This window comes from Pseudoalteromonas sp. SiA1 (genome assembly GCF_018732205.1).
Taxonomy (GTDB): Bacteria; Pseudomonadota; Gammaproteobacteria; order Enterobacterales; family Alteromonadaceae; genus Pseudoalteromonas; species Pseudoalteromonas tetraodonis.
In genome coordinates, this window is the sequence record NZ_CP076085.1 from 234,452 (window position 1) to 259,913 (window position 25,462).

Consider the following 25,462-nt stretch of genomic DNA (forward strand, 5'->3'; position numbering starts at 1 on the left):
CTGTATAAGTGTACAGTATATGCGTTTTATATAAGTTATGCCAAGTAATGGATCTGCGATCAATCCATATTTTTGATCATTTGCTGAGCTGTATCTAAGAAGTCATTGATTTGCTGTGGGTTTAAGTTTTTACACATTTGCGCATTTACATGCTGCTCAGCGTTTAATAATTTGTCGTAAAGCGTGCACCCTTGTGCGGTAAACGACAGAATAAAACAACGCTTGTCATGCTCACTGGCATTTTTATGAATTAAGTTTAGCGCGAGCAGTTCTTTCACTAACCGTGCTATTTGGGCTTTGTCGCGTTGGGTTTGATTCACAATATCGTTAGCAGTGCACTGAGGTGTCGCTGCAATAATATGCAGACAACGCACATGCATCGCGTTTAATCCAAGCTCACCTGCATTAATGGCTTCGCGTATGGTAACGCGATAATTTTGCATTAAAGCAAATAATGTATTGGCCAATGAAGAGTTCATAATAAATCCATAATGGTTGACAAAGTCAATTAAATTGCTATAGTTGATTTTATCAACCAATGGGGCGTTGTGCAATTCATCATTTTAGTGAGGTAAATTTATATGGGTAAAAAAGTACGCAAAGCAACCGTATTAAGCACAAAGCAAATAACCCCACATTTACAACGCATTATTGTCGGCTCAGATGAGTTTAACGACCTGAGTGCCCAATACATTGGTAACTACGTTAAGGTGCTTATTCCACAAAATGGCCGCGTTGACTTTAATATTAAAACTACGTGTATGCGTTCATACACTATAAGACATGTTGATGAGCACACTGGAGCACTTACCCTCGACTTTGTGATAAATATGCACCAAGGCCCAGCCACTAATTGGGCTAAAGAAGCAAAAGTAGGCGAGGAAGTGGGTATAGCAGGGCCAGGCCCTAAAAAGTTGGATAACTATGATCATTCATATTATCTATTACTTGGCGATTTAACTTCGGTTAATGCAATTAAAGGCTACGTGCAACAATTGCCTATAAACGCAAAAATTGACGCGATTATTCATGCACCAACAAAAGATGATGTGATTAGCTTAGACTCCTCGCGTGATGTAACTTGGTTAATAACAAATAACCCCGATACAGATATGATAAACGCATTAAAATCGCTACCACTTAGTGAGCAACAACCTATTGTATTTATGGCACTTGAGGCTGGCTTAGTCCGTAAAGCAAAAACTATATTAACTGATGAATTAGCTATACCGCGCAGTCAAATTGTTGCATCGGGCTATTGGAAAAAAGGGCTTGATTCAGAAGCTTATAAACTAAAGCGTCAACACGCTGCGGCTAAAAATAGTTAACTTAATTGTTGTTCAATCACATCGCTATTTAGCTTTTAAAAGGCAAGGCGCCTTGAATTGACTGTCATACACACCCATCTCTTAGCGTAGACTCATTATTTATGGCTAGCGCTATAAATCGCTATTTAATTTGGAGGTGCTACTTTGTTATCAACCATTCCTTTTTCGTTATTAGAACTGGCGCCTATGCCTAAAGGTGCCACTGTGAGTGACACCTTAAATAAAAGTACAGCCTACGCACAAAAAGCCGAGGAACTCGGTTTTAACCGTTTTTGGTTAGCCGAGCATCATAATATGCCTGGGATTGTTTGTGCGGCTACTTCAATTTTGGTGGGGCATATAGCCGGAAACACTAAAAAAATACGCGTAGGGTCGGGTGGAATTATGTTGCCTAATCATGCTCCTTTAGTTGTTGCGGAGCAATTTGGCACCTTAGAAAGTTTATACCCAGGTCGAATTGATTTAGGGTTAGGGCGCGCTCCAGGTAGCGATCCTGTGACAAGTCGTGCATTAAATAACGATATCAGTCGTGCTGAAAACTTTCCTAATGAAGTGAGCGAGTTACAAACATTATTAGGCCCTTATGAGGGAACTAAGCGCGTGCGAGCAATACCTGGTGAAAACACCAATGTTCCCATTTGGCTTTTAGGTTCAAGTTTATTTAGTGCGCAGTTAGCTGCACAAAAAGGATTACCCTATGTATTTGCGGGGCACTTTGCACCGCGTTTTGTGCATGATGCAATAGCCTTGTATAAACGAGAATTTAAACCATCAAATGTATTAGCTAAGCCTTATGTCATGTTGGCATTACCTTTAGTGGCTGCAGATACAGATGAAGAAGCACAGTACTTATCAACTACATCCAAACAGCGAGTGTTATCGTTAATTAGAGGCGATGAGCTGTGGTTAAAACCCCCAGTAGAAACAATGGAAGGTTTGTGGAGCGAACAAGAGCGCGCTCATGTTGAGAGCTTTTTAGGGTTAAGTGTTACCGGTGGGCCAGCCAGTATTAAACACAAGCTAGAAATGATTGTAAATCAATTAGGGGTTGATGAGCTTATATTCACCAACGACTTATTTGATAATGAAAAACGCCATAAAGCGCTTGAAATTTTAATGCAAATAAAGCATGGATAAGCAATTGGTTAAGCAAGCGTACACTCAACGCTTGTTATGCTATTAAACAGATTAAAGTTGATTACGTCGGGGCCATTTTACATTATTTAAAAAGTGGCAATGAAAAGGTTTGTTCTGTTTTTTCAATAGAACTGATTTAAACAATCAATTTTAATTATGAATATTGAACGATTATTATAAGGGTATGCAACACAATTCAGCTAAATAAATAGGAAGGTAAAGCGTGAAATCTCAAAATAGTACGACACCCCATTCAGGCAACAACTCAGTGCAGCCAAAAGTAGCGCTGATAGCAGAAGGTGGCGGACAACGAGGGATATTTACCGCGGGTGTACTCGATGCCTGGTTAGAGCAAGAGTATGATCCATTTGACTTATTTATTGGCACATCTGCAGGCTCTCAAAACTTAACAAGCTATTTGGCGCGTCAAAAAGGCTATGCTAAACGCCTGATCAGAGGCCTTTCGCGTCATAAACGTTTTTTTCAATTAGGTCGCGGCCTAATGGGTAAACATATTGTTGACCTAGATTGGTACTTTGATAAAACTACCGAAGTGAACAGAGCGCTTGATTTTAAAACCGCAAAAGCCAGTTTAGGTGACCGTGAGCTATTAATTACTGCAACTAATGCCCGTGATCGCAAACCTTATTTTTTATCCCCAACAGGGGAAGGCCAGCAATGGCGAGAGCTATTAAAAGCGTCAAGTGCACTGCCATTTTTATATAAGCAAGGTGTAAAATTGACGCCGTGGTTAAATGCATTAGCCGCAAATGAATTAGGTAAGACCGAGATACAGTCAGAGTCTGATTTTTACTTAGACGGTGGCCTTGCCGCACCGCTTCCTGTACGCGAAGCATATAATCGTGGCGCACGCAAAATTGTGGTTATACGCACCGTTGATGAAGCCTTTCAGGCTCAATCAGCATGGGTAAGTAAATTAAAATCATTTGTTGAAGTATCTGGCTATTGCCCAAAAACAATAGACTACTTATTACAACATGAGCAAGCTTACGAAGATGAGTTAGCATTTATTGCTAACCCACCAAAAGATGTAGAAATAATCCAAATTTTTGCAAATCAAAAGTTGTATAGTAAGTTATTAGGCAGCTCAAATGATGACTTACGATTTGACTATAAACTTGGTTTAGCAGCAGGCCATAACTACTTAAAAAACCATCACCCAGATCAGGATGATTATAAACACAGCTACATAGCGTAGCTGTGTGTTTATTATCAGCAAGATAATAAATCAGCATTTACTGTGTTCTCATGGCAGTCATTTAGCCGTGAGAAATATTCGGTTTTTTACCTCGAAAATAATGCGCTAACGGTTATTAAAGCACGCGACTAATTCCTTTCTAAAACATTCCTTTTACATCAGCAATTACACTGCAATATAAATTAGTTTGTTTGGTGAATTTATATTCATTAATAAAGAGAAATAATTCACATCTAATTAGCTTTATTATAAAGTGGCTAAGTCTCTACTAAACTTAAACACTCACGTCGCTAAATTAATAACGTGGCAAATAATAATAAAAAGGAAGCCTGATGTTCGACACGCTGATCAAAAGTGTAAATAGCCTTTTATGGGGCGAAGGCCAAGTACTCATTTACATTTTACTTTTTGCTGGCATATGGTTTTCTGTGCGTTTAAAAGCTATTCAACTCGTTAAATTTACACATATATTTAGCTTGCTAAAAGGCAGTAGCAAGTGTGATAAAAATAACATTAGCTCCTTTCAGGCTCTATGTACGGGGCTTTGTGCGCGTGTTGGTACTGGTAATTTAGCCGGTGTGGCTGTTGCTATATCACTTGGTGGAAGTGGCGCCATATTTTGGATGTGGGTGATTGCCATACTGGGTATGGCGACCGGTTTTGCAGAAAGTATTCTTGGGCAAATTTATAAAATTCGTGATAGTTATGGCGATTTTAGAGGTGGCCCTGCGTATTATATTCAACAAGGCTTAGGCAGCCGTGCGTTTGCTATTGTGTTTGCCGCCTGTTTATTTTTAGGTTACGGCTTTACCTTTAGCGCCATGCAAACCAACACCATTACCGATGCGCTTAATTATGCCTTTGAAATTCCCACACACTATTCCGGCATCGTGATCACTTTGTTAGCCGGTTCAATTATTTTAGGTGGATTTAAAGCTATTGCCCGTTTTGCTGAGCGAGTAGTCCCTGTTATGGGCATCGTGTTTGTGCTTGTTGCTGTGGTAATTACACTGATTAACTTTACCCAAGTACCCAGTATGCTAAAAGATATATTTTTATCCGCGTTTGGCTTACAAGAAGCGGGAGCAGGCGCAATGGGGGCGGCGATTAAAAATGGTATTCAACGGGGCTTATATTCAAACGAAGCAGGCGCAGGTAGTGTGCCGCATGCATCGGCAAGTGCCAGCCCCATACCTAATCACCCAGTTACCCAAGGTTACATACAAATGCTAGGCGTGTTTTTCGACACTATTGTACTTTGTAGCTGTACCGCGGTTATTATTTTATTGGCCGATGTGAACATAAGCGGCGAAATGGAAGGCATTCGTTTAACCCAAACCGCTATGACCTCACACTTAGCACAAGGTGGCGTGTATTTTGTAGCCGCTGCCATTACTTTATTTGCTTTTACCTCGGTGGTTGCTAACTACGCCTACGCTGAAAGTAACCTGCACCTATTTAAGCTTGATAACAAAGTAGGGCGCGGTATTTACACTTTGCTTTATTTATCAATGATGTTGTGGGGTGCATCTGCCACATTAAAAGAAGTATGGGATTTAGCCGATATTGCCCTAGGGTTAATGACAGTGGTGAACGTAATCGCTATTATACTGTTAACGCCAACTATTTTGTCTGTTACTAACGACTACCACGCACAAAGAGACAAAGGCATAGAGCCTGAATTTAAGGTAAAAAACGTAAAAGTGCAGGGCAAATGTGAAGACGGAATTTGGGATTAAGATTAAAGTTTAAAAGTTTTATATTGCATAAGTATTCATTTTAAGTTTGGCTTTAACAACATTAAACTGCGACTCTACAGGTAGTATTTTTAGATGATCGACATTTTTGCAGGTAAAACTGCAGCAAAAATAATAAACGAACAAGGGTTTAAACCCGAGCTTTTTACCTCGTTTTTAGGGGCAAGTGGTGGCCCTAAATGGTTTACCTTATTTGGCTTAGACAAATATATATTTGGCGAATTTTTTAAACATCGCACCCAACCGCTTAATTTAATTGGCTCATCGGCAGGGGCTTTTCGTTCTGCGTGTTTTGCACAAAACGATCCAGTTAAAGCCATTGAACGTTTAGCAAAATCGTATTCGCAAACCCGATATTCTAGTAATAAACCCACCCCAACTGAAATTACCACTAAAGCCCGCGCATTACTTGAAGATGTGTTTGGTGATAACGGTGTCACTGAAATTATAAATAATCCCGTTTTTAAAGCGCATTTTATAGTGGCAAAATCTAACGGGTTTATTGCCAGCGAACATAAATTAATACAGCTTTTGGGTTTATCAAAAAGTTATATGCTTAACCGTGTTAATCGAAAATTATTAAGCGGGCAATATGAGCGTTTTATTTTTGGCGCGCCCAATAGTGATTTAAGTATTACCGACAGCTACAATTTTAAAACCAAAAATATCGCACTCACACAAACAAATTTAAAAGATGCCTTATTGGCATCGGGCTCTATACCACTAGTAATGCAAGGCATAAAAAATATTGCCGGTTCCCCACCAGGAATTTACCGCGATGGCGGCATTATTGATTACCACTTTGATTTAAAAATTAATAACCCAGGCTTAATTTTGTATCCGCATTTTAATTCAGTTCCAAAAGCAGGGTGGTTTGATAAAAATTTAAAACGTAAAGTGTCACCACAAAATTACGACAACGTTGTGATGATCACCCCATCAAAAGAATTTGTCGCGGGTTTACCTTACGGGAAAATCCCAGATAGAAACGACTTCACCGATCTTGATGCAGACACGCGTATTAAATATTGGAACACCGTGTTTAGTGAAACAGAAAAACTGGCAGATGCCTTAGATACTCAGTTAACTAATACACTTAAAATCACTGCATATTAGTAGATATTTCTAAGTGGGTAATTAAAATTGCTTATTTTTATGATTCTACTATCATTGAAATAATTGATTTTGAATGAAGAAAATACCGTGTTATGGCTTTAAGCAGCTTAGATTTAATTGAGAACGAAAAACAAAGAGTAGCTTATGAAAATCGCACTCGCTATGTTGAAATTATCGCTAAAGCATTAGCGCTAGGCTGTATTTTACTCTCTTTGTTATCTGCTTCGGGTTACTTTTTTTCTGTACAACAATTATATAGGCCGATAGCCGGAGGGGCTGCAACAAATCCGCTTACCGCTATTACTATAATACTAATTGGTTTTAGTGTTTTTTTAGAGTATAAAAAACATTTTACAATCCTCAACCCATTACTTTCTATAACTGCGCTTATAACATCCCTTATAGTTATAAGTGATAATTTATTATCCAGCAAAATGGCCGTACATATTACCCCATTCATAAATACTGTGAACGCAGAGTTACAAGCTGGGTATTCAAATTCGATGGGGATTAATACTGCGATTATGATGGCATTTTTATCTTCTGCGTTACTATTGGGTCAGTTTGGTAAGGTAATGACTGCACAAGTAGTTGCTTTTGTTGGACTTGCAGTGCCGATGCTGTCGATAATTGGTTATGCTTATGGTATTACATCATTTTTTGGTCATATGTCTATTTTAACTACAACTTATGGTATATTTCTTGGGATTAGTGTTTTGTTTATCCATGCCAAGCAAGGTGCAGTTCATGCTTTATTATCGCCACATATAGGTGGACGAATTGCTCGTTTTCAAGTTTGTATCGGTTGTTTTGTCCCTATATTTATAGGTTATTTGTTTATTAAGACTTTAATTTCTGTGAAACTAGAAGATTTATTTGGTTTATATGTTGTTGTTATTTCATGGTTTATCATAGTTTTAATTATTTTTAGTGCCATCATTCAAGAAAAAATAGATAAACAAAGGCGTGATGCTGAACTAGCTTTAATTAAAGCGGCAACATACGATAGTTTAACTGGCTTAGCAAATCGGCGGCATTTTATGGAGTTAGCAAAAAGTGCGCTTGAACAAAGTACCTTAGTCACAGCTGAAACTTATATTTTGATGCTTGATGTTGATCACTTCAAATCTGTAAATGACAGAGCTGGCCATGCAATTGGCGATAAAGTACTGATTGCTATAGCTTCAACATTGAATAAAAGTGTACGTAGAACAGACTCAGTTTGTAGATTAGGCGGAGAAGAGTTTGCCATAATTCTACCAAATACATCTGAGGAAGATGCATTATTCGTAGCCGAAAAGATTAGAACCGAAGTTGAACAAACAGAAATTTTAGGTTACACCGATATTTATGGCCAAGTTACAATATCTATCGGTTTAGCAAAAGCACAAGATCAGCAAACTATCGATGTTGTATTAACCCATGCCGATAAAGCACTTTACTTAGCTAAAGAATCTGGTCGAAATCAGTCTATACTGTATAAGCCTCAAGAGTCGTAATACTAAAACTGCACGACATAATAGTAGTCGTGCAGTTTATAAGTTCTAGATAGTAAGGGGTAAGCTAATTCATTATAAGTAACCCATAAATTACGTTATGTTAAATTGCGTAATTTAAATTAAAGTGGGCGTAATCATACAAACTAGCCCACTTATGAGAGGGTTTTGAGGTCTTAATTTAGCTCAGAATCGACCCAAAATTTAGTACCTTTTAAAACAGCTTGCAGTGCAAGGCCACTTTCGGTTAAAGAGTAAACAGTAACTTGGTCAGCAATAGCTTCGGCAACTAAAGCACCACCTTTATCTTGGTATTTTGCAGCAGCATCGGCATTACCACCGAACGCCCAACCATGTTTAATAAATCTATTTAACGCTGCTTGATCGTGAAAAACCATCACAATATTGAAATCTTTAACACCTAAACCTAAGCCTAAACCAGCTTCACCCATATTCATATAGGTAGATTTTCCGGTTAGGTTATTTTTTACTACACCGTACCCACCACCAAAACTGGCTAAAATAACGTTTACATTTGCATTATCAAATACAGCATAACCGGCAGAGTTTGCAATTTGAGTTTTAACATCTGGTTTTTTTTCGTATAGAGCAGTTAATGTATTCGATTTCATACTTTGTACTAAAGCACGTTTTTCTCCAGGGGAAGCACTGCCTGTAGTAGCGCAACCTGTTAATAAAACGCTAATAACGAACATGCTCAACAGAAGTAATTTTTTCATGATTTTTCCTTTAATAAGGTATATGGTTAATAAATCTGCGTTTAGCATAAATATCAAAAATTCATTATGTCCAATACTAGACAGTATCGGACTTTAAGGTTAACCTATAAGTCTATTATTTTCTTATATATTTTACTATTATGCTTGTTGCTCTGGTCGATACATTAAAACAATTACGTTATCAAATAGCTCATCTTGAAGATAATACACTCTCATCAGAATATCCAGAACTAGCCTCTTTTATACAGCAAGTCAGCTTGACTGTAACTGAATCAAAGGCTGATCTTAATTTTTTATACCAGTTTTTATATGTTTATGGCCGAAAATCTGAGGCAACCTATAGTCGTTTTCGTAATGAGTTGGAACGTTTTTATTTATGGTCATGGCTTATAGCTGAAAAATCTGTATTTGAACTTAAGCGTGAAGATATTGAAGCCTATGTTGATTTTATGGTTGAACCGGATAAAAAATGGGCATCTACATCTGTTCAATGGCGTTATAAAGATGAGCAAGGAATTCGTCGGTTAAATCAAAATTGGCGCCCTTTCATGTTAAAAGAATCTATTGCGAGTCAGCAAACATTATCGGCCATGTTTACTGCCCTCAATGTATTTTATAAATTCGCTATTTTAGAAGAAAAAACCTTTGCTAACTTTGTACCTGTTGTTAAAAAAAATAGTCCCTACTTGGTTGTGCAATCGCAAATACAAATCCCCGATACATTAAGTGATATTCAATGGGAATATGTATTTGGCGTTACCCGAGATATATGCGAAAAAAAACCAGAGTATGAAAGAAACTTATTTACCCTCGCCTGTTTAAAAGGACTCTACCTTCGTATTTCAGAATTATCAGAGCGACCACAATGGTCACCTGTTATGTCTCATTTTTGGCAAGATAATGATGGTTTTTGGTTTTTACGAATAATGGGCAAAGGAAATAAATTACGCGATGTAACATTAAGTGATGATTTTCTTGAGTATTTAAAACGTTATCGCTTGTATCGAGGCTTGCCTGCTCTGCCCCGCGTTGATGAGTCAGACCCGCTAGTTCATAAAATTCGTGGTCAGGGTGGAATGACCGTAAGACAAATTCGCAGATTGGTACAACAAAGTTTCGATATTGCGCAACAATCTTTACTTGATGATGGATTTAAAGATGACGCGGAACAATTAGAAGCGGCCACTGCGCATTGGTTACGCCATACGGGGGCAACGCATGACGCACAAACTCGCCCTTTAAAACATTTATCTGAAGACTTAGGCCATGCAAAAATTGCTACAACCGATCAAATTTATATTCAAACAAATATAAAAGAGCGGGCTAAATCTGGAATTAAAAGGAAAATTTAATGGAATACTTAGTGATCTCATTTATTGGCGTTTTATTTTTAGTTTATTCCTTAACATTTCGCCAACTAGAAAAAACCGAAGTAACGGGGCCAATGTTTTTTGTAATTGGTGGGATATTGCTTGCCACACTTTTACCTAACGAAAGTAGCAGAATAAAAACCGGCATAGATTTTTTACTGCCCTTTATAGAATTGACACTCAGTATATTTTTATTTTCTGATGCGGCTAAGTCAAAATTAAGTGTTTTAAGACATAGCTTTCAGTATCCGAGTTTACTGTTATTTATCGCCCTCCCCTTAACGTTATTACTTGGGATTGCCGTTGGGTTATTTTTGTTTGCCGATTTATCTGTTATTCAAGCGGCGTTACTTGCAATAATATTAACGCCTACCGATGCGGCGTTGAGTAAAGGGTTATTGGCAAGTGCGCAGGTACCTGAAAAAATTCGTGAAGGAATAAATACCGAAAGTGGTTTGAATGATGGTTTATGTGTTCCTATTTTTTTAATATTTATATTACTGGCAAAAAATCCTGAATCTGCAATTACAGCAACGCAAACGTTAAGTGTGTTTGGCAGAGAACTTGGTTTAGCCTTATTAATAGCCTTTACAAGTACCGCTATTTTTATTCCGTGTTTAAATTTTGCAATGAAGCGCCATTACTTTGCCCAAAACACGAGTCCTTTTTTACTATTGGGTTTTGCTATGACTGTATTTTCACTTACACAATATTTTCATGGCAGTGGATTTATTGCCGTATTTGTAGCGGGGCTTTTATTTGATAAATACGCGAGTACTAAAATAAACAAAGAGCTGATTGAAGACTCAGAGCATATAGCTGACTTTTCCTCTTTAATGATTTGGTGTTTATTCGGTTTTGTTTGTGCTTATTTAGTGATCCCGAAATTAAATACTGAAATAGTAATTTACGCTTTACTCAGTACAACACTGATCAGAATAATACCGGTTATGCTGTCATTGCAATTTACAGCACTAACAATTAAAGAGCGTTTTACATTTGCTTGGTTTGGGCCAAGAGGATTGGCCTCAATTGTTTTTACCTTAATGGTAATAGACACACAAATAGAAAACAAATTTCAAATTGCGACCATTGCCATGACAACAATTTTATTTAGTGTGTTTATTCACGGTATTAGTACAAAACCTATAGCAGATAGTTTTGCTAAAAAAACTAAATAAATATAAGCAAAATAAAAAGGCGTACTTAATAATAAGTTACGCCTTTTTATTTTCAGCTTAATTAATTAAATTATTAACTAAGTACATTTGCCAGTAACTCTATCGGATGCTTGGGTTTAAACTTTTCATAACGTTTAACTTGGCTGCGACATGAGAATCCCGTTGATAAAAGTTGCTCAGGTTTATTTTTATCAACAATAGGTTTCCAACTCATTTCGTAAAGCGATCGAGAGTTATCTTGGTTTTGTGCTTCGTGGCCATACGTACCTGCCATTCCACAACAACCCGTATTTGTAGTATTTAATGTCAAACCAAGTTCATCAAAAATAGTTTTCCAAACACTTGCCGCTTTTGGTAAAGCGGTTGTTTCAGTGCAGTGGCTCAATAACGTAAATTCAGTATTTAAATTTTGTTTAGCCGTTAACTGTTTAAACGATTGTGTTTCTAGCCATTCATGGGCAAGTAGCACATGAAAATCACCACGGTTATTTTCTAAAATTGTATTATATTCATCGCGATAACACATCACTAAAGACGCATCTAAACCTACTAATGGCGCATTGATCTCGTTAAGTTGATTTAGAAATTCTGCAGCATTTTTAGCTGTCACTTTAAACTCATGTAAAAAACCTTTCACATGTTGAGGCTTACCATTGGGTTTAAATGGTAACAACATGGGTTTTTTTCCAAGCTGTGTGATCAGTGTAATAAAGCTCTCAACCAATTCGGCTTCGTAAAAGCTGGTAAATGGGTCTTGAACAATAAGTACATACTCATTTTGCTCATCGGCGCTTAATTTTTTAAGTAAATTTAAATCAAATTTTTGCGCTTTGTTTATACGTTTACCGAGTGCTGGAATACTTAGCTGCGGGGTATCAACATAACCGACCGTTTTTTTAATGATGCTACTAACCAATGATGTTTTTACAATTGGGTTAATAATCCGAGCAAATTTTGACATTAACGGTGCGCTATTTTCGATATTACCCACTAAATAATCTTTAAGTGGGCGCGCATAATAACTATGGTAATAATTTAAAAAACGAGCTCGAAAAGTTGGTACATCTACCTTTATTGGGCAAGCGGTAGTACACGCTTTACATGCTAAACACTCGTCCATTGATGCTTTTACTTCGTGAGAAAAATCGTAAACGCCTTTATTTTTTTCACGGCTATGAACAAAACGCTCCCACCAAGTGATCACTTCACCTTTGTTTAGCTCTTTCTCTACTTCAAGCAAATTAACATCTTTTGACTCTTGAAGTCGTAACCATTCACGCATTAAACCCGCGCGACCTTTAGGTGAATTACGGCGATCGCCGGTCACTTTATAAGATGGGCACATTGGCGAGTTTTCATCATAATTAAAACACAAGCCGTTACCATTACAGGTCATTGCATTGTTAAAACTGGTTTTAACATCAATAGAAATTTGCTTATCGAAGTAAGAACGTTTCTGCCCATCAACACTAACTAGTGAGTCTTTACTTTCAATTGGCGTACATATTTTACCGGGGTTTATTTTATTATTAGGATCAAAAGCTGACTTTATTTTTCGTAATTGAGTAAATAAATGCTCACCAAAAAATTCAGGGCCGTATTCACTTCGGTATCCTTTGCCATGCTCGCCCCACATTAATCCACCGTATTTAGCGGTGAGTTTTACTACCTCATCTGAAATTGTACGGAGTAATTTTTCTTGTTCTGGGTCGCACATATCCAGTGCAGGTCTAACATGTAATACACCGGCATCAACATGGCCAAACATACCATATTGTAAATTATGACTATCAAGTAGCGCTCTAAATTCGACAATGTAATCGGCTAAATTTTCAGGCGGTACGGCAGTATCCTCTGCAAACGCGAGGGGCTTTTGGCTTCCTTTTACATTACCTAATAAACCCACTGATTTTTTACGCATTGCATAAATTTTTAGTATATCGCTTTTATCGCTTGTTAACTGATAGCCAATAACCCCATTAGTTTGGTTTTCAACACACTCATCTAATAATTTACATAAAGTGTCTACTTTGTCTTTTATATCTTGTGGTGATACAGCATTAAACTCAACCATGTTGAGTCCTTGCATATCTTTATTTGGTACATCGGTTATTAAGTCCGATACTGAATGCCAAATAATGTCTTCGCGCGCGAGATTTAATACTTTGCTGTCAACGGTTTCAACCGAGGTAGCACGGGCATCAACCAAAAATGGTGAATGGCGAAGTGCAGAATCAAAACTGTCATATTTTATATTTATGAGTGTTTTAAATTCAGCAATGGGTGTTAGATTTAATTTCGCCTCAGTAACTATACCTAATGAGCCTTCAGAGCCTGTAATTAGTCGACTCATATCAAAAGTTTGTAAGTCTTCACTTAGTACATGCTCTAGGTCATACCCAGTTAAGAAGCGATTTAATCGTGGGAATTTGGCTAATATAGCGTCGCGTTCACTAATTGAAATATCTAAAACTGTTTTGTATATTTGCCCAATTAATGTGTCTTGATCGGCAATTATTTTTGCTTTTTCTATGTCTATTGGGCTGGTAGACATTGCTGTGCCGTCGACTAAATACGTGGTTAGCCCTAAAACATGGTCGCTGGTTTTGCCATAAACTAATGAACCTTGGCCAGATGCATCTGTACTGATCATGCCGCCAATGGTGGCGCGGTTACTGGTAGATAAATCGGGTGAAAAGAAAAATCCATACGGTTTTAAAAAGTCGTTAAGTTGATCTTTTATCACGCCCGTTTGAACTCGTACCCAACCTTCTTCTACATTTATTTCGAGGATTTCACGCATGTAACGTGATAAATCAACCACAATACCTGGGGTTAAAGACTGTCCGTTAGTGCCTGTGCCGCCACCGCGAGGACCAAAAGTTAACGACAAAAACGGGTCATGAGATGCAGTTTGTAAGGCAATTTGAATGTCTTTTTCGTTTTTTGGAAAAATAACACCTTGTGGAAGCTGCTGGTAAATACTGTTATCGGTTGATGCAGTCAGCCTCGTTGCATAACTGGCGTCTGTATCTCCAGTAAATCCTTGATTTTGTATGGTATTTAAGTAATTTGCAACCAATTCGGTCGCGGCATCTTGTTGTGTAATCGTTGCTATCATGGCGGCGCTTTTTAATGCATTTGTGTAATTATATCATGGTGATGGCTAATAGAAATTGAAGATTTTACAGTTTGTAACACTCTTTTAATCGTAATATGAGCAGCTCTAATTATAATCAAATTAAACGCCTACTATGAGGTTTATATGAAAAAACTACTTATACAGATCAGCGGGACACTGTTTATTTTATTAGGACTACTATTTGCCGTAGTACCTGGGCCTTCGTTAATATTTTTTATTGCAGGTTTACTGTGCTTTTCTATGTATTACCCAAAAGCGAGAGGTTATTTAGCTTGGTGTCAAAAAGCGCTTACTCGTTTATGTGCCTATTTAGATAAAAAATTAGCAAAACACACATTTTAAGCCATAAAAAATGCCAGCAGATGCTGGCATTTTTTTAACAAGGTAATTTATTTAGCGAGTTTATCAGCTAAATATAACCATGTTTCTAGTACTGTATCTGGGTTAAGCGAGACAGAATCAATGCCTTGCTCTACTAACCATGCAGCAAAATCTTCATGATCTGAAGGACCTTGACCACAAATACCTACGTACTTACCTTTTTCTTTTGCTGTTTTAATAGCCATAGAAAGAAGCTTTTTGATTGCAGGGTCGCGCTCATCAAATAAGTGCGCAATTAAACCTGAATCACGGTCAAGACCAAGCGTTAACTGAGTTAAATCGTTAGAGCCGATAGAGAAACCATCGAAGTATTCTAAAAATTCTTCAGCCATTAATGCATTTGACGGAAGTTCACACATCATAATTACTTTAAGACCATTTTCGCCACGTTTAAGGCCATGCTCTTCAAGTAATTCAATAACGCGTTTACCTTCTTCAAGGGTACGTACGAATGGGATCATGATTTCAATGTTAGTCATATCCATAGTATTTCTAACGCGTTTTATTGCTTCACACTCAAGGGCAAAACAATCACGGAAATCTTCAGAAATATAACGCGCAGCACCACGGAAACCAATCATTGGGTTTTCTTCTTCTGGCTCGTATTGCTGGCCGCCCACTAAGTTTGCGTATTCGTTTGATTTAAAATCAGACATACGCACAATTACACGCTCTGGAGCAAACGCACAACCTAGGGTAGAAATACCTTCAACAAGTTTGCCAATATAGAATTCAACAGGTGATTCGTAACCGGCAATCATGTCAGTAATTTCTGCTTTTAATGCATCAGTTTGTGCATCAAAATTTAATAACGCTTTAGGATGAACACCAATCATACGGTTGATGATAAATTCAACGCGCGCAAGGCCAACACCTGAATGTGGTAAACGAGCAAAATCGAATGCGCGATCTGGGTTACCTACGTTCATCATTACTTTCATTGGCAGTTCAGGCATTTCGTCTACGCGTGAAGTTAACACTTCAAAGTCTAAAATACCTTCGTAGATGAAACCTGTATCGCCTTCGGCACATGATACAGTAACTTCTTGACCTGCTTTAATTAAGTCTGTTGCATTACCACAACCAACAACGGCTGGAATACCTAACTCACGTGCAATAATCGCAGCATGACAAGTACGGCCACCACGATTTGTAACAATCGCAGCCGCACGCTTCATGATAGGTTCCCAATCTGGGTCGGTCATATCGGTAACTAAAATGTCACCTACTTGTACTTGGTCCATCTCTTTGATTGAATCAAGTACACGCACAACACCACTACCAATTTTATGACCAATTGCACGGCCTTCAACAACAACATTGCTGCTGCCATTCAGTTGGAAGCGTTCCATTACGTTAGTGTCTTCGTTTGAACGAACTGTTTCTGGACGCGCCTGAACTATATATAGTTTGCCATCGTTACCATCTTTTGCCCATTCGATGTCCATTGGACGACCGTAATGTTTTTCAATGATTACAGCTTGTTTGGCAAGGTTTTGCACTTCTTCATCTGTAATCGAGAATTTGTTTGAAAGCGCTGGATCTACGTCAACAATTTCTACTTGTTTGCCGTGAGCTTTGTCTTGTGAGTAAATCATTTGAATGGCTTTAGAGCCAATATTACGACGAACTACTGATGGCTTGTTTTTAAGCAGCGTTGGTTTATGAACATAAAATTCATCAGGGTTTACAGCACCCTGTACAACCATTTCACCCAAACCATAGCTTGATGTAATAAATACAACATCTTCAAAACCAGATTCAGTATCAATACTAAACATAACGCCTGATGCTGATTTATCTGAGCGAACCATGCGTTGAATACCTGCTGATAAGGCAACACCACGGTGATCGTAGCCTTGGTGAACACGATAAGAAATTGCACGGTCGTTAAATAACGAAGCGAAAACGTGTTTGATGGCTGTCATTACAGAATCAATACCAACAACGTTTAAAAACGTTTCTTGTTGGCCTGCAAAAGAGGCATCTGGCATATCTTCAGCGGTTGCTGATGAACGAACAGCGAATGAAACATCTGCAGTTGTGTCGCCATGTAGCTGGCTGTATGCGTCGCGGATTGCTTTGTCTAGACTAGGTTGGAATGGGGTATCGATAATCCACTGGCGGATATCGGCGCCGACTTTGGCGAGTGTGTTTACATCATCAACATCGAGTGTATCTAAAATGTCATGAATTTTTGCGTTGAGTCCTGATTGTTCTAGAAACTCGTTAAAAGCGTCTGAGGTAGTAGCAAAACCACCTGGGACTTGCACACCTGCGTTAGCTAAGTTTGAAATCATTTCACCAAGTGAGGCATTTTTACCGCCAACTCGAGGAACATCTTGCATACCAAGCTCTTGATACCAGAGAACGTATTCTTGCACGGATCTTTCTCCAAAAAACAAATTGTAGTAGTAACTGTGAGAGTTAAGAAAGAAAACCTTTTATAAAGGTCGCCACCATTCTACACTGGCAAACGTCCCCACGTAAACCGTGATACACTGATTTTAAAATTAAATGTAATAAAAAAGAGGCTTTATGAGAACTGCGTTTTATATTTCAGATGGCACAGCAATCACATCTGAAGTGTTTGGTCATGCGACTTTATCTTTATTCCCTGTCGAATTTAATCATAAAACAATCCCTTTTGTAGAAACTGAAGAAAAAGCACATGAAATAAAAGCGCTTATTAACGCCACGTCATCTAAGCAAGGTGAAAAGCCTTTGGTGTTTTTTACTTTTGTGAATCATAAGCTGTCTGAGATTATTCGCTCAGCGGATGCAGTTTCATACGATTTTTTAAGTACCTATAGTGAAAAAATTGAAAAAGAATTAAATGTAGCGCCAGTACCAAAAGTACACAGAACACACTCTATTCATGAAAAAAGTTATGATTTTAGAATTGATGCCGTTAATTACGCGTTGATGAATGATGATGGTGGCAACATTAAAAACTTTGCGGAGGCTGATATTATTTTAGTTGGCGTTAGTCGAAGTGGTAAAACACCCACCAGTCTTTATTTAGCTTTGCAGTATGGCATTAAAGCAGCCAATTACCCGATCACCGAAGACGACTTAGAAAGCGAAGGTTTACCAAAATGCTTAGTGCCTTATAAGCATAAACTGTTTGGCTTAACTATTGATCCAGAGCGTTTGGCTGCAATAAGAGACAGGCGCATGGCAAATTCAAAATACGCATCAATCAGGCAGTGTCGTATTGAAGTGCGCGAAGTTGAAATGCTGTATAAAAAACATAAAATTGCACATTTAAATTCAACTCACCATTCAGTTGAAGAAATTTCAGCAAAAATCATTTCTGATACAGGCCTTGAGCGTCGTAAGTATTAACAAACTAATGTGTGATTTAAGCGCGTAATCACAGTTAATACACAAAAAAGCCGCTAAATAAAAGCGGCTTTTGGTATTTATGAGCGGGTATTATTTACGCGCATCTTTTAGTAAATCAGCTACTAAAAATCCAAGCTCTAATACTTGATCAGCATTTAAGCGTGGGTCACATTGTGTTTTGTAGCGCTGAGCAAGGTCATCGTCAGATAAACCGTATGCACCGCCAGTACACTCTGTTACATGTTGGCCGGTCATTTCTAAATGAACACCGCCTGCGTAAGAACCCTCTGCTTTATGAACAGCAAAGAATTGGCTAATTTCGCGCATGATATTATCAAAGCTACGCGTTTTGTAACCTGAGCTGGCTTTTTCAGTATTGCCATGCATTGGATCTGAGCTCCAAATTACTTTGCGACCTTCTTGCTGTACTTTACGCACCAGCGCAGGTAACTTCTCTGGTAATACATCCGCACCCATGCGCGTGATAAGTGTTAATCGGCCTGGGATATTATCCGGGTTAAGCGCATCGATTAAACGGATAAGCTCGTCTGGATCCATACCTGGTCCAATTTTAACGCCAATTGGGTTTTTAATACCTTTAAAAAATTCAATATGGGCATGGTCTAGCTGGCGAGTACGTTCACCAATCCAAACAAAGTGTGCTGAACAATCGTACCAGTCACCTGATAAATGGTCTCTACGTGTTAATGCTTCTTCGTAGCCTAGTAATAACGCTTCGTGTGACGTGTATAAATCAGTTTCTTTTAAGCTTGGCGCTATAGTTGAATTAATACCACACACTTCCATAAATTCTAACGCGTCTTGAATTTTGTCTGCAAGTTGTTGGTATTTTGCTTTTTGTGGATTAGCAGCAACAAAGCCCATGTTCCAACGGTTAACTTGATGTAAGTCGGCAAGTCCACCTTGTGCAAAAGCGCGTAGCAAATTTAGCGTTGCCGCACTGTGATGATATGCAGTCATTAAACGTTGAGGGTCTGGAATACGTGCTTCTTCAGTAAACTCAAAGTTATTTACTATATCACCACGGTAAGATGGCAACGAAACGCCGTCTATTGTTTCTAAGTCGGCTGAACGTGGCTTAGCGTATTGACCTGCCATACGTGCAATTTTAACAACCGGGCACTTTCCACCATAGGTTAATACTACAGCCATTTGTAAGATGGTTTTAAATGTATCGCGAATATTAGCGGCATTAAAGTCGCTAAACGATTCTGCACAATCTCCACCTTGAAGTAAAAAGGCACGGCCTTCGCATACGTCTTCAAGTTGTTTAAATAAACTTCTTGTTTCTTCGGCAAATACTAAAGGCGGTGCACTTTTCAACTGGCTTTCTACCGACTTTAATACGTCTTGATCTGGGTACTGTGGTTGCTGCAGTATTGGCAGTTCTCTCCAGCTATTTGGGTTCCACGATTGCATGTTCATTCCTCATTCCTATTACCTGATGTAATGAAATTAACGTATGCAGTGTGCTTTGTTCAAGGACTAAATACACTATTTACCAATTATTTAGTTATTAGTTAAATTTTAATAAGATTTAAGAGCCTATTTTGAGTTACTTTCGATGAGCAAGTTTATAAAGCAAAAATAAATAAACATTTAAAAACAATAATCTAAGTAGGTAGAGTGTGCATTATAATAGCTTGAGTAGAAGCTTAATAGCTAAGCGATGGTGATACAGATAGCAATAGGAACACATCATACTTAATTTGCACTTATGTAATCTTAACTTTACGGGTGATTTTAAAAAAGAATGCTACTCAATTATGCGCTTTTAAATATTTATGCTAGCGCTTCATACAAAGCTCAGTGCCTAAACTCACCCCTTCTATTATTTCTTTTAAAATATGTGAAGCAAAAGTACTTAAAAAAACCATGAAGAACACATCATACCTAGTTTAAATTATTGTAAATCTTGGCAATAGAATTTTATTTAAGAAATATCTATCAAAAGAAAAGGTTGTTTGCGAAAATAGTGACCCAGTAAGATGGGTTCTAGGTAGGTAGGTAGCTAATGGTTACAAAGGTACAAATAAGAAGTCAGTTTGATTTACTCAATGAATTAACACTTAGCTTAATTGATGAGCTTAAAGAGGTTGGCTTTGCTAAAGCAGAGTATTTTCAATTACCTGAGATTAGTAGTACTGAAGAAAATATAATCCCTGAGTCTATAAGCGTTTCAAAAATAACAGGGGAATTGGCACATAAGGCAATTTTAAATGCTTTCTCAGATATGTATAAAAAGCCAGGGCTAAGCAGCCGAGTATTAAAGCGACACCCTGGTTTGCTAGTAATAAAAGAGGCGAATAAACAAGCCATTATTGATCGCATAGCACAGGTAAATAGTGCAAAAGCAGCTTTTAAAAATTGTATTCTAGCAATAGATAATAACGACGCGCGATTTGAAGCGGTGCATAATGCAATGCCAAATTTAATAACGCTTGCGGCGTATCGTAAAATTCATAGTGAAATTGAATCCCCTTTTTCTGTTCGCTTTACTTGGATGCATAAACACGCAACCAAAACACTTACAAAAAAAATGGCGCTTGAAATGTTAGAAAAATCGGCAGGCTATAAAAACCCGCGAATGATTGATCAGCAAAAATGGCAGTCACTGGTTGCACAAGAACAGGTTCGAGTAGCCAGTTTGGGTGAAAAAGAAAAATTGCGAATTAGGCGCCCTACTCGAGTTAGTCCTCAAGTTAATGTGAGGTACACTGCACAAAATCGCTATCATGTTAGTGCTGCTTTACCTTTTATACTAATTAACCCACAGCCCGACGTAAAATTTGGCGAACTACCGAGTTACCAAAAACCCTTATCGCATCCCCGAAAACGCGAATATGATTTTCTAGTAGACCGATTATATTTAGAACAAGTAACTAAATAAATTATGTTAAAAAGGCCACATTATGTGGCCTTTAATATATTTGTTGGTAAAAATAAATAGAATTACTTTTCTACAATTTCTTCCAGCTTATCTTCATCAATCAATACCGCATTTTCAACAATGCGTTTGCCGCCTTGTATTTCAATACGCTTATTGTGTTTATTTAATGCCAATATCTCATCACAAAATTGATCAGACGGATGCATTTCATAAGTGTAATCGACTATGTTGCCGGTTTTATCATCTTTAACATTGGTAATGCTGTATTCAGATATTGCTCCTTTTTCAATTAAATCTTTCATCGTGGTTGTCATATCACGACGCAGTGCTTTTAATTTATTTTCGGTAATATCATCCGTTGAGTAAATAGAGCCATATTTTTCCATAATAGAAAGTAATCTAAAATGGTAGGTTTTTCCTGGTGCTGCATAACGCCATAAATGATATAAACGCAGCATCATCCAACGCGATAATCCGCGTTTTAATTCTTGTGCACTGTTAAAGTAATAACCTTTGTATTCAAGGTTATCAATCATGTTGTGTACAAATGCATTTAAACACGCAACACATTTTACGTTTCCGCCTTGGCCTTTCTTACCACTAAAGTGCAAAGACGATAAAAAGTTCATATTCGACTCGTAAAACGAATCATCAATATCCGAATTTTTAGTATCCGTTGCAGAATATTTAAAAGAAAGTTTAGAACCTTGCAATGCTTCAAGCGACTCTTTAATTTGCGGATATGGCATAGATTGGCCAACCGCTTTAAGCTCTTGTGCTAATTCGTTCATAGAAAACACAACGGCATATTGAATACCGGACTTAAAATTAATTTTTACAATTTTACCTTTTGAAGCTAGGCGAATTAATGCGCGCTCTACTTTTTCTTCTCTATCTGATGGCCACACTAAATATTCTACATCTTCGCCATCTTTACGAGTACTGACCACAGCCGGTGTTATTTTTATTTCGCCATCATATAAAATACCATCTACTTTTTCAGATATCTTACGCGTAATGATGGTTTTTTTAGGGGCTTCTTCAAGTGGCAGTTTTTTGTGGCCTGAGCGAACAAAACGTCCCCACAGATCATAATGGTTAAATGTGTTAGAGTAAGCGCGTAACCCATGGGCTGCATTTTCTATCGAAATTCGCACATCTTTATTATCTGTAAATAGTGCTAGGCTTTCGTTATCGATCGCACTTTCCACCCCGTGAATTTGGCCCCTAAGTGTATCGGGCAAGTTATCTACCGAGATGTTGACCTTTCGGCTCATGGTTTTTATTTCCGTTTTTATTGTGACAGCTAATAACAACACATAAAGCCACAAAAGTTAAATGTTTAAGTTAGTATAAAAGTGATCTGACTTCAAATAAAATGCTCAGATCAGTATTTTACTAAGGAAAACTTAAGACAAGCGTTTTCAGATCACATTTTTACTAACTGAGTGTTGATAAGCCAAATTTTTACTAACTAAATAATAATTTTGTCCATTACAAAGTGTTTTTTTTTATATTTTACACGACAAATTATATAAAAATCTTAACCCCCTGTGGATAAGCTTAGTTCGAGTTAGCATAGATCTGATCTGTACTTACTACAGATCAGATCTATACTAATTAAACCATGCATTATCACTATTGCTTAGTGCATAACTTTATAATTTACTTAGTAAAAATATGATCTACAGGTAGGTATTTGTGAGTAACTCAGTGCTTAACCTGTGCGTAACTTAGATTGTAAATATTCGCTTAGTAAAAAGCTGATCTGCAAGTAGATAAGGATCTGATCTTAACCACGTACAATGCTGATCCACTATTTTTAATATTATTTATATAAATCATTACGTTATATATGTATTTTACACCCTTAGCCTTTAATACCTTATATATTTAACCATACTTAAACTTCTTTATTTATACTAAGCAATCTTAAAAGGGTAAAAATTATTTTATATGTCATGTATTTAAAACACATGTCGCCTTAAATAGTTGTTTACAGCTAATTGAATGGACATTATACTAAACACCTAACTTTGAGGAATAAAGTATGTCTATCAATAAAAACGCGCTAGATACTTATCGACTTTTGAAAGCAACCGCAGAAGTTGCTGAAAAATCACTAGAAGGACGTATCCAACATTATCGCGCCCATCTTAAATCTGAAGAAAAAGAATTAAGAACTTACACCCAAAAAGCAGCAGCTGATTTACTTGGCTGTAATAATCGTACCTTAAAAAGACGCCATGACAATGGTGACTTTGACGATTTAAATATAAAACGCGGTGCAAACGGCCACTATGCCTACACCTTAGTTAATATTTTTGCTATGGCTGATATTATGGACATACAGCCTGATCACCGCGCATCAACAGACAAACTCCAAGTTATTGTTATTAATTCATTAAAAGGTGGTTGTGGTAAAACAACAAGCATGGTTAACATTGCTGCTGCACTCGCTACCACTAACATTAAACGTTACCGTATCGGTATAATTGATTTAGATCCTCAAGGGTCATCATCAAGCTTTTTCCCATCTTCAGAGCCCGATCCAATTACCGTTGGTGATTTGATGCGTGATTGCATTGACCTTGATGAAGGTGAAACATGGCCTGAATTTGTGTCTAACTCTTTTTTACCAACACATATTCCTAATATTCGTGTTTTACCATCAGGTATGGATGACTTTTATTTTGAGCACGAAACAGCAACATTACTCAAAGACACCTCCAATTATGAGCAAACACGTCATTATCACAAACTACTAGAACGAGTAATAAATCCGGTAAAAGATGAGTTTGACATTCTTTTAATTGATACAGCGCCAACGCTTAACTTTATGTTTTACAATGCATTAATGGCTTCAACGGCGATGCTAATTCCGGTTCACCCTGAAGCGGTAGACTTTGATGCAAATAATAAATATTTAAAACGTTTAGGTGAGATTTATCATACCGTTGCCGCTCTTGGCCATGATGGCTGGGATTTCATGCAATTTTTAGTTACCAATTACGTGAAAGGCAATCACTCACAGCGTGACATAGTTAAAGATGTGCGTAGTGCTTTTGGCCGCCAAGTAATGAGCTATCCTATTAATCATAGTTCAGCAATTACCGCCAGTTCATCGTCGTTTAATACTATTTTTGACCAAAAAGCATCTGACAGCTTAGCAAGTAGAGAGTCATTAATGCGCGCACAAGAAAATATCAAAGATGTAGTTGATGAACTCGAAATGCTAATTCGTTCTAATTGGCAATCCACTCAATCTAAATTAAATACGCCTAAGTAAGGATGTTGACTAAAAATGGCTAAAAAACGTAAAAATGACACCCGCTTAGATCCCTTTGCAACCGCTGTTGGCAGTAGCAGCTTAGATGCCCTTTTAGAGCAAGCCAATGCAGGCGATGTTATTCGTATGCCTGCTCCTAGTGATCCTAATCGGGAAATTACGCTTGTTTGTAAAGTGATAGCACATAACGAGATTGAAAACTCAACTCAGGTTTATGGTAAAAATCGTCGCGTACAAGCGCTTTTAAACGAAAAGTCAGTCGCAGATATTCTTCCTGCTATTAAAGAAGATGGCCGTAATCAGCACCCTGCTCTATTGTGGGAGCAAGGTGATATGAGCCTTGTATTAGCTGGCTCTAGACGTCGTAAAGCCTGTATTTTAGGTGGCGCAGACTACCTCGTATTGAGTTCTAGTGACTTTAGCGAGCAAGATGCCAAAGTACTTGCGGTTTCATCAGATCAATACATTGCCCCTAGTCTTTGGGAGTTGGGTCAAGCGTATCAGCAAACTAGAAACGATCTTATTCAACAAGGCAAAAAAGGCTCGTACCGTGAAATTGCTGTTATTGAAGGGGTATCGCATACAGCGATTGCTGATGCGATAAAAGCGTATGAGCAAATATCTGCAGATGTTATAGCCCTTTACCCAACAGCTAATCATGTTGGTAGAGAAGTTGCTAAAAAGCTGATTAACGCAAAGGAGCGCGATGAGGAAGCATTTAACGAGTTAGTTGTTGCACTTGCCAGCAATGATGAAATTAACGCCTTAGAAGCCGACGACAAGCGCGCTATGCTAATTACTAAATACCTAACTGCAGAGCCTAAAACAGCATCAAAACGTGAAGCGGTTTTAGAAAATGACTTTATTAGTGTGCAACGCAACCTTAAAAGTGGTGACGTTTCAATTAAAATAAATAATAAAGTGATGACAGACAAGCGCTTAGAGCAACTTACTAAGTTATTAAGTGCCTTTAATTAGTTAGTAATATCGTGATCTGTAAAAGGGGTTGGGTTAGTTAAAACATGATCTAAACCTCTTTTTTAGTTG

The 25,462-nt window shown here is 37.7% G+C and carries 19 protein-coding genes; 13 read left to right on the plus strand and 6 right to left on the minus strand.

Translation table 11 applies throughout. The features are described from left to right. Window positions 1-59: 59 nt before the first annotated feature. Entirely contained in the window at window positions 60-479 is a 420-nt protein-coding gene (locus tag KK487_RS16525; protein WP_028834599.1) for a MarR family winged helix-turn-helix transcriptional regulator, read from the minus strand. A gap of 102 nt (window positions 480-581) precedes the next feature. Between KK487_RS16525 and KK487_RS16530 the strand changes: the two genes are divergently transcribed. The 6 genes from KK487_RS16530 (at window position 582) to KK487_RS16555 (ending at window position 8,056) form a co-directional block, all read left to right on the plus strand. Then, the gene (locus KK487_RS16530; protein WP_090494958.1) at window positions 582-1,328 is read left to right on the plus strand and encodes a siderophore-interacting protein; all 747 of its coding nucleotides are present in this window, start codon (window positions 582-584) and stop codon (window positions 1,326-1,328) included. Window positions 1,329-1,472: 144 nt separating this feature from the next. Continuing rightward, complete coding sequence (locus KK487_RS16535) at window positions 1,473-2,465, plus strand: LLM class flavin-dependent oxidoreductase (RefSeq protein WP_082918315.1); 993 nt, start codon at window positions 1,473-1,475, stop codon at window positions 2,463-2,465. A gap of 223 nt (window positions 2,466-2,688) precedes the next feature. Next, complete coding sequence (locus KK487_RS16540; protein WP_013463343.1) at window positions 2,689-3,684, plus strand: patatin-like phospholipase family protein; 996 nt, start codon at window positions 2,689-2,691, stop codon at window positions 3,682-3,684. 332 nt (window positions 3,685-4,016) lie between these two features. Next, window positions 4,017-5,423 (plus strand): alanine/glycine:cation symporter family protein, encoded by a 1,407-nt coding sequence (locus tag KK487_RS16545; RefSeq protein WP_215522215.1) that lies wholly within the window; start codon window positions 4,017-4,019, stop codon window positions 5,421-5,423. Window positions 5,424-5,516: 93 nt separating this feature from the next. Continuing rightward, window positions 5,517-6,557: a patatin-like phospholipase family protein gene (locus tag KK487_RS16550; RefSeq protein WP_215522216.1), complete on the plus strand. Its 1,041-nt coding sequence runs from the start codon at window positions 5,517-5,519 to the stop codon at window positions 6,555-6,557. A 92-nt stretch (window positions 6,558-6,649) separates the two neighbouring features. After that, complete coding sequence (locus KK487_RS16555) at window positions 6,650-8,056, plus strand: GGDEF domain-containing protein (RefSeq protein ID WP_215522217.1); 1,407 nt, start codon at window positions 6,650-6,652, stop codon at window positions 8,054-8,056. A gap of 173 nt (window positions 8,057-8,229) precedes the next feature. Here KK487_RS16555 and KK487_RS16560 read toward each other — a convergent pair whose 3' ends face one another. Next, window positions 8,230-8,793: a lipid-binding SYLF domain-containing protein gene (locus tag KK487_RS16560; protein WP_024602477.1), complete on the minus strand. Its 564-nt coding sequence runs from the start codon at window positions 8,791-8,793 to the stop codon at window positions 8,230-8,232. Between the two features lie 140 nt (window positions 8,794-8,933). Here KK487_RS16560 and KK487_RS16565 point away from each other — a divergent pair, with 140 nt between their 5' ends. Continuing rightward, window positions 8,934-10,145 (plus strand): tyrosine-type recombinase/integrase, encoded by a 1,212-nt coding sequence (locus KK487_RS16565; protein WP_024602476.1) that lies wholly within the window; start codon window positions 8,934-8,936, stop codon window positions 10,143-10,145. Then, the gene (locus KK487_RS16570; protein ID WP_024602475.1) at window positions 10,145-11,344 is read left to right on the plus strand and encodes a cation:proton antiporter; all 1,200 of its coding nucleotides are present in this window, start codon (window positions 10,145-10,147) and stop codon (window positions 11,342-11,344) included. Before KK487_RS16565 ends, KK487_RS16570 begins: the two co-directional genes overlap by 1 nt. A 73-nt stretch (window positions 11,345-11,417) precedes the next feature. Here the strand turns inward: KK487_RS16570 and ydiJ are convergent, their stop codons facing one another. Continuing rightward, window positions 11,418-14,465 (minus strand): D-2-hydroxyglutarate dehydrogenase YdiJ, encoded by a 3,048-nt coding sequence (gene ydiJ, locus KK487_RS16575; protein ID WP_128583463.1) that lies wholly within the window; start codon window positions 14,463-14,465, stop codon window positions 11,418-11,420. A 144-nt stretch (window positions 14,466-14,609) separates the two neighbouring features. Between ydiJ and KK487_RS16580 the strand changes: the two genes are divergently transcribed. Further along, window positions 14,610-14,828 carry a PGPGW domain-containing protein gene (locus tag KK487_RS16580; protein ID WP_024602473.1) on the plus strand — a complete coding sequence of 73 codons (219 nt, stop codon included), beginning with the start codon at window positions 14,610-14,612 and terminating at the stop codon, window positions 14,826-14,828. Window positions 14,829-14,875: 47 nt separating this feature from the next. Here KK487_RS16580 and ppsA read toward each other — a convergent pair whose 3' ends face one another. After that, window positions 14,876-17,251, minus strand: coding sequence for a phosphoenolpyruvate synthase (gene ppsA, locus KK487_RS16585; protein ID WP_016898933.1), 2,376 nt, complete (start codon window positions 17,249-17,251; stop codon window positions 14,876-14,878). Window positions 17,252-17,405: 154 nt separating this feature from the next. Between ppsA and ppsR the strand changes: the two genes are divergently transcribed. Next, window positions 17,406-18,215 (plus strand): posphoenolpyruvate synthetase regulatory kinase/phosphorylase PpsR, encoded by an 810-nt coding sequence (ppsR, locus tag KK487_RS16590; RefSeq protein ID WP_008464475.1) that lies wholly within the window; start codon window positions 17,406-17,408, stop codon window positions 18,213-18,215. 90 nt (window positions 18,216-18,305) lie between these two features. Here the strand turns inward: ppsR and KK487_RS16595 are convergent, their stop codons facing one another. Further along, window positions 18,306-19,655 carry a class II 3-deoxy-7-phosphoheptulonate synthase gene (locus tag KK487_RS16595; RefSeq protein WP_171046547.1) on the minus strand — a complete coding sequence of 450 codons (1,350 nt, stop codon included), beginning with the start codon at window positions 19,653-19,655 and terminating at the stop codon, window positions 18,306-18,308. A gap of 595 nt (window positions 19,656-20,250) precedes the next feature. Between KK487_RS16595 and KK487_RS16600 the strand changes: the two genes are divergently transcribed. Next, window positions 20,251-21,126 (plus strand): DNA replication terminus site-binding protein, encoded by an 876-nt coding sequence (locus tag KK487_RS16600; protein WP_008464472.1) that lies wholly within the window; start codon window positions 20,251-20,253, stop codon window positions 21,124-21,126. A gap of 62 nt (window positions 21,127-21,188) precedes the next feature. Here the strand turns inward: KK487_RS16600 and KK487_RS16605 are convergent, their stop codons facing one another. Continuing rightward, window positions 21,189-22,403, minus strand: coding sequence for a hypothetical protein (locus KK487_RS16605; protein ID WP_013463357.1), 1,215 nt, complete (start codon window positions 22,401-22,403; stop codon window positions 21,189-21,191). A gap of 773 nt (window positions 22,404-23,176) precedes the next feature. Between KK487_RS16605 and KK487_RS16610 the strand changes: the two genes are divergently transcribed. Together KK487_RS16610 and KK487_RS16615 are read left to right on the plus strand one after the other, a co-directional pair. After that, a complete protein-coding gene (locus tag KK487_RS16610; protein WP_008464468.1) occupies window positions 23,177-24,415 on the plus strand; it encodes an AAA family ATPase in 1,239 nt (412 codons plus the stop codon). A 15-nt stretch (window positions 24,416-24,430) separates the two neighbouring features. Beyond that, window positions 24,431-25,393 carry a transcriptional regulator gene (locus KK487_RS16615; protein ID WP_013462769.1) on the plus strand — a complete coding sequence of 321 codons (963 nt, stop codon included), beginning with the start codon at window positions 24,431-24,433 and terminating at the stop codon, window positions 25,391-25,393. Window positions 25,394-25,462: the final 69 nt, after the last annotated feature.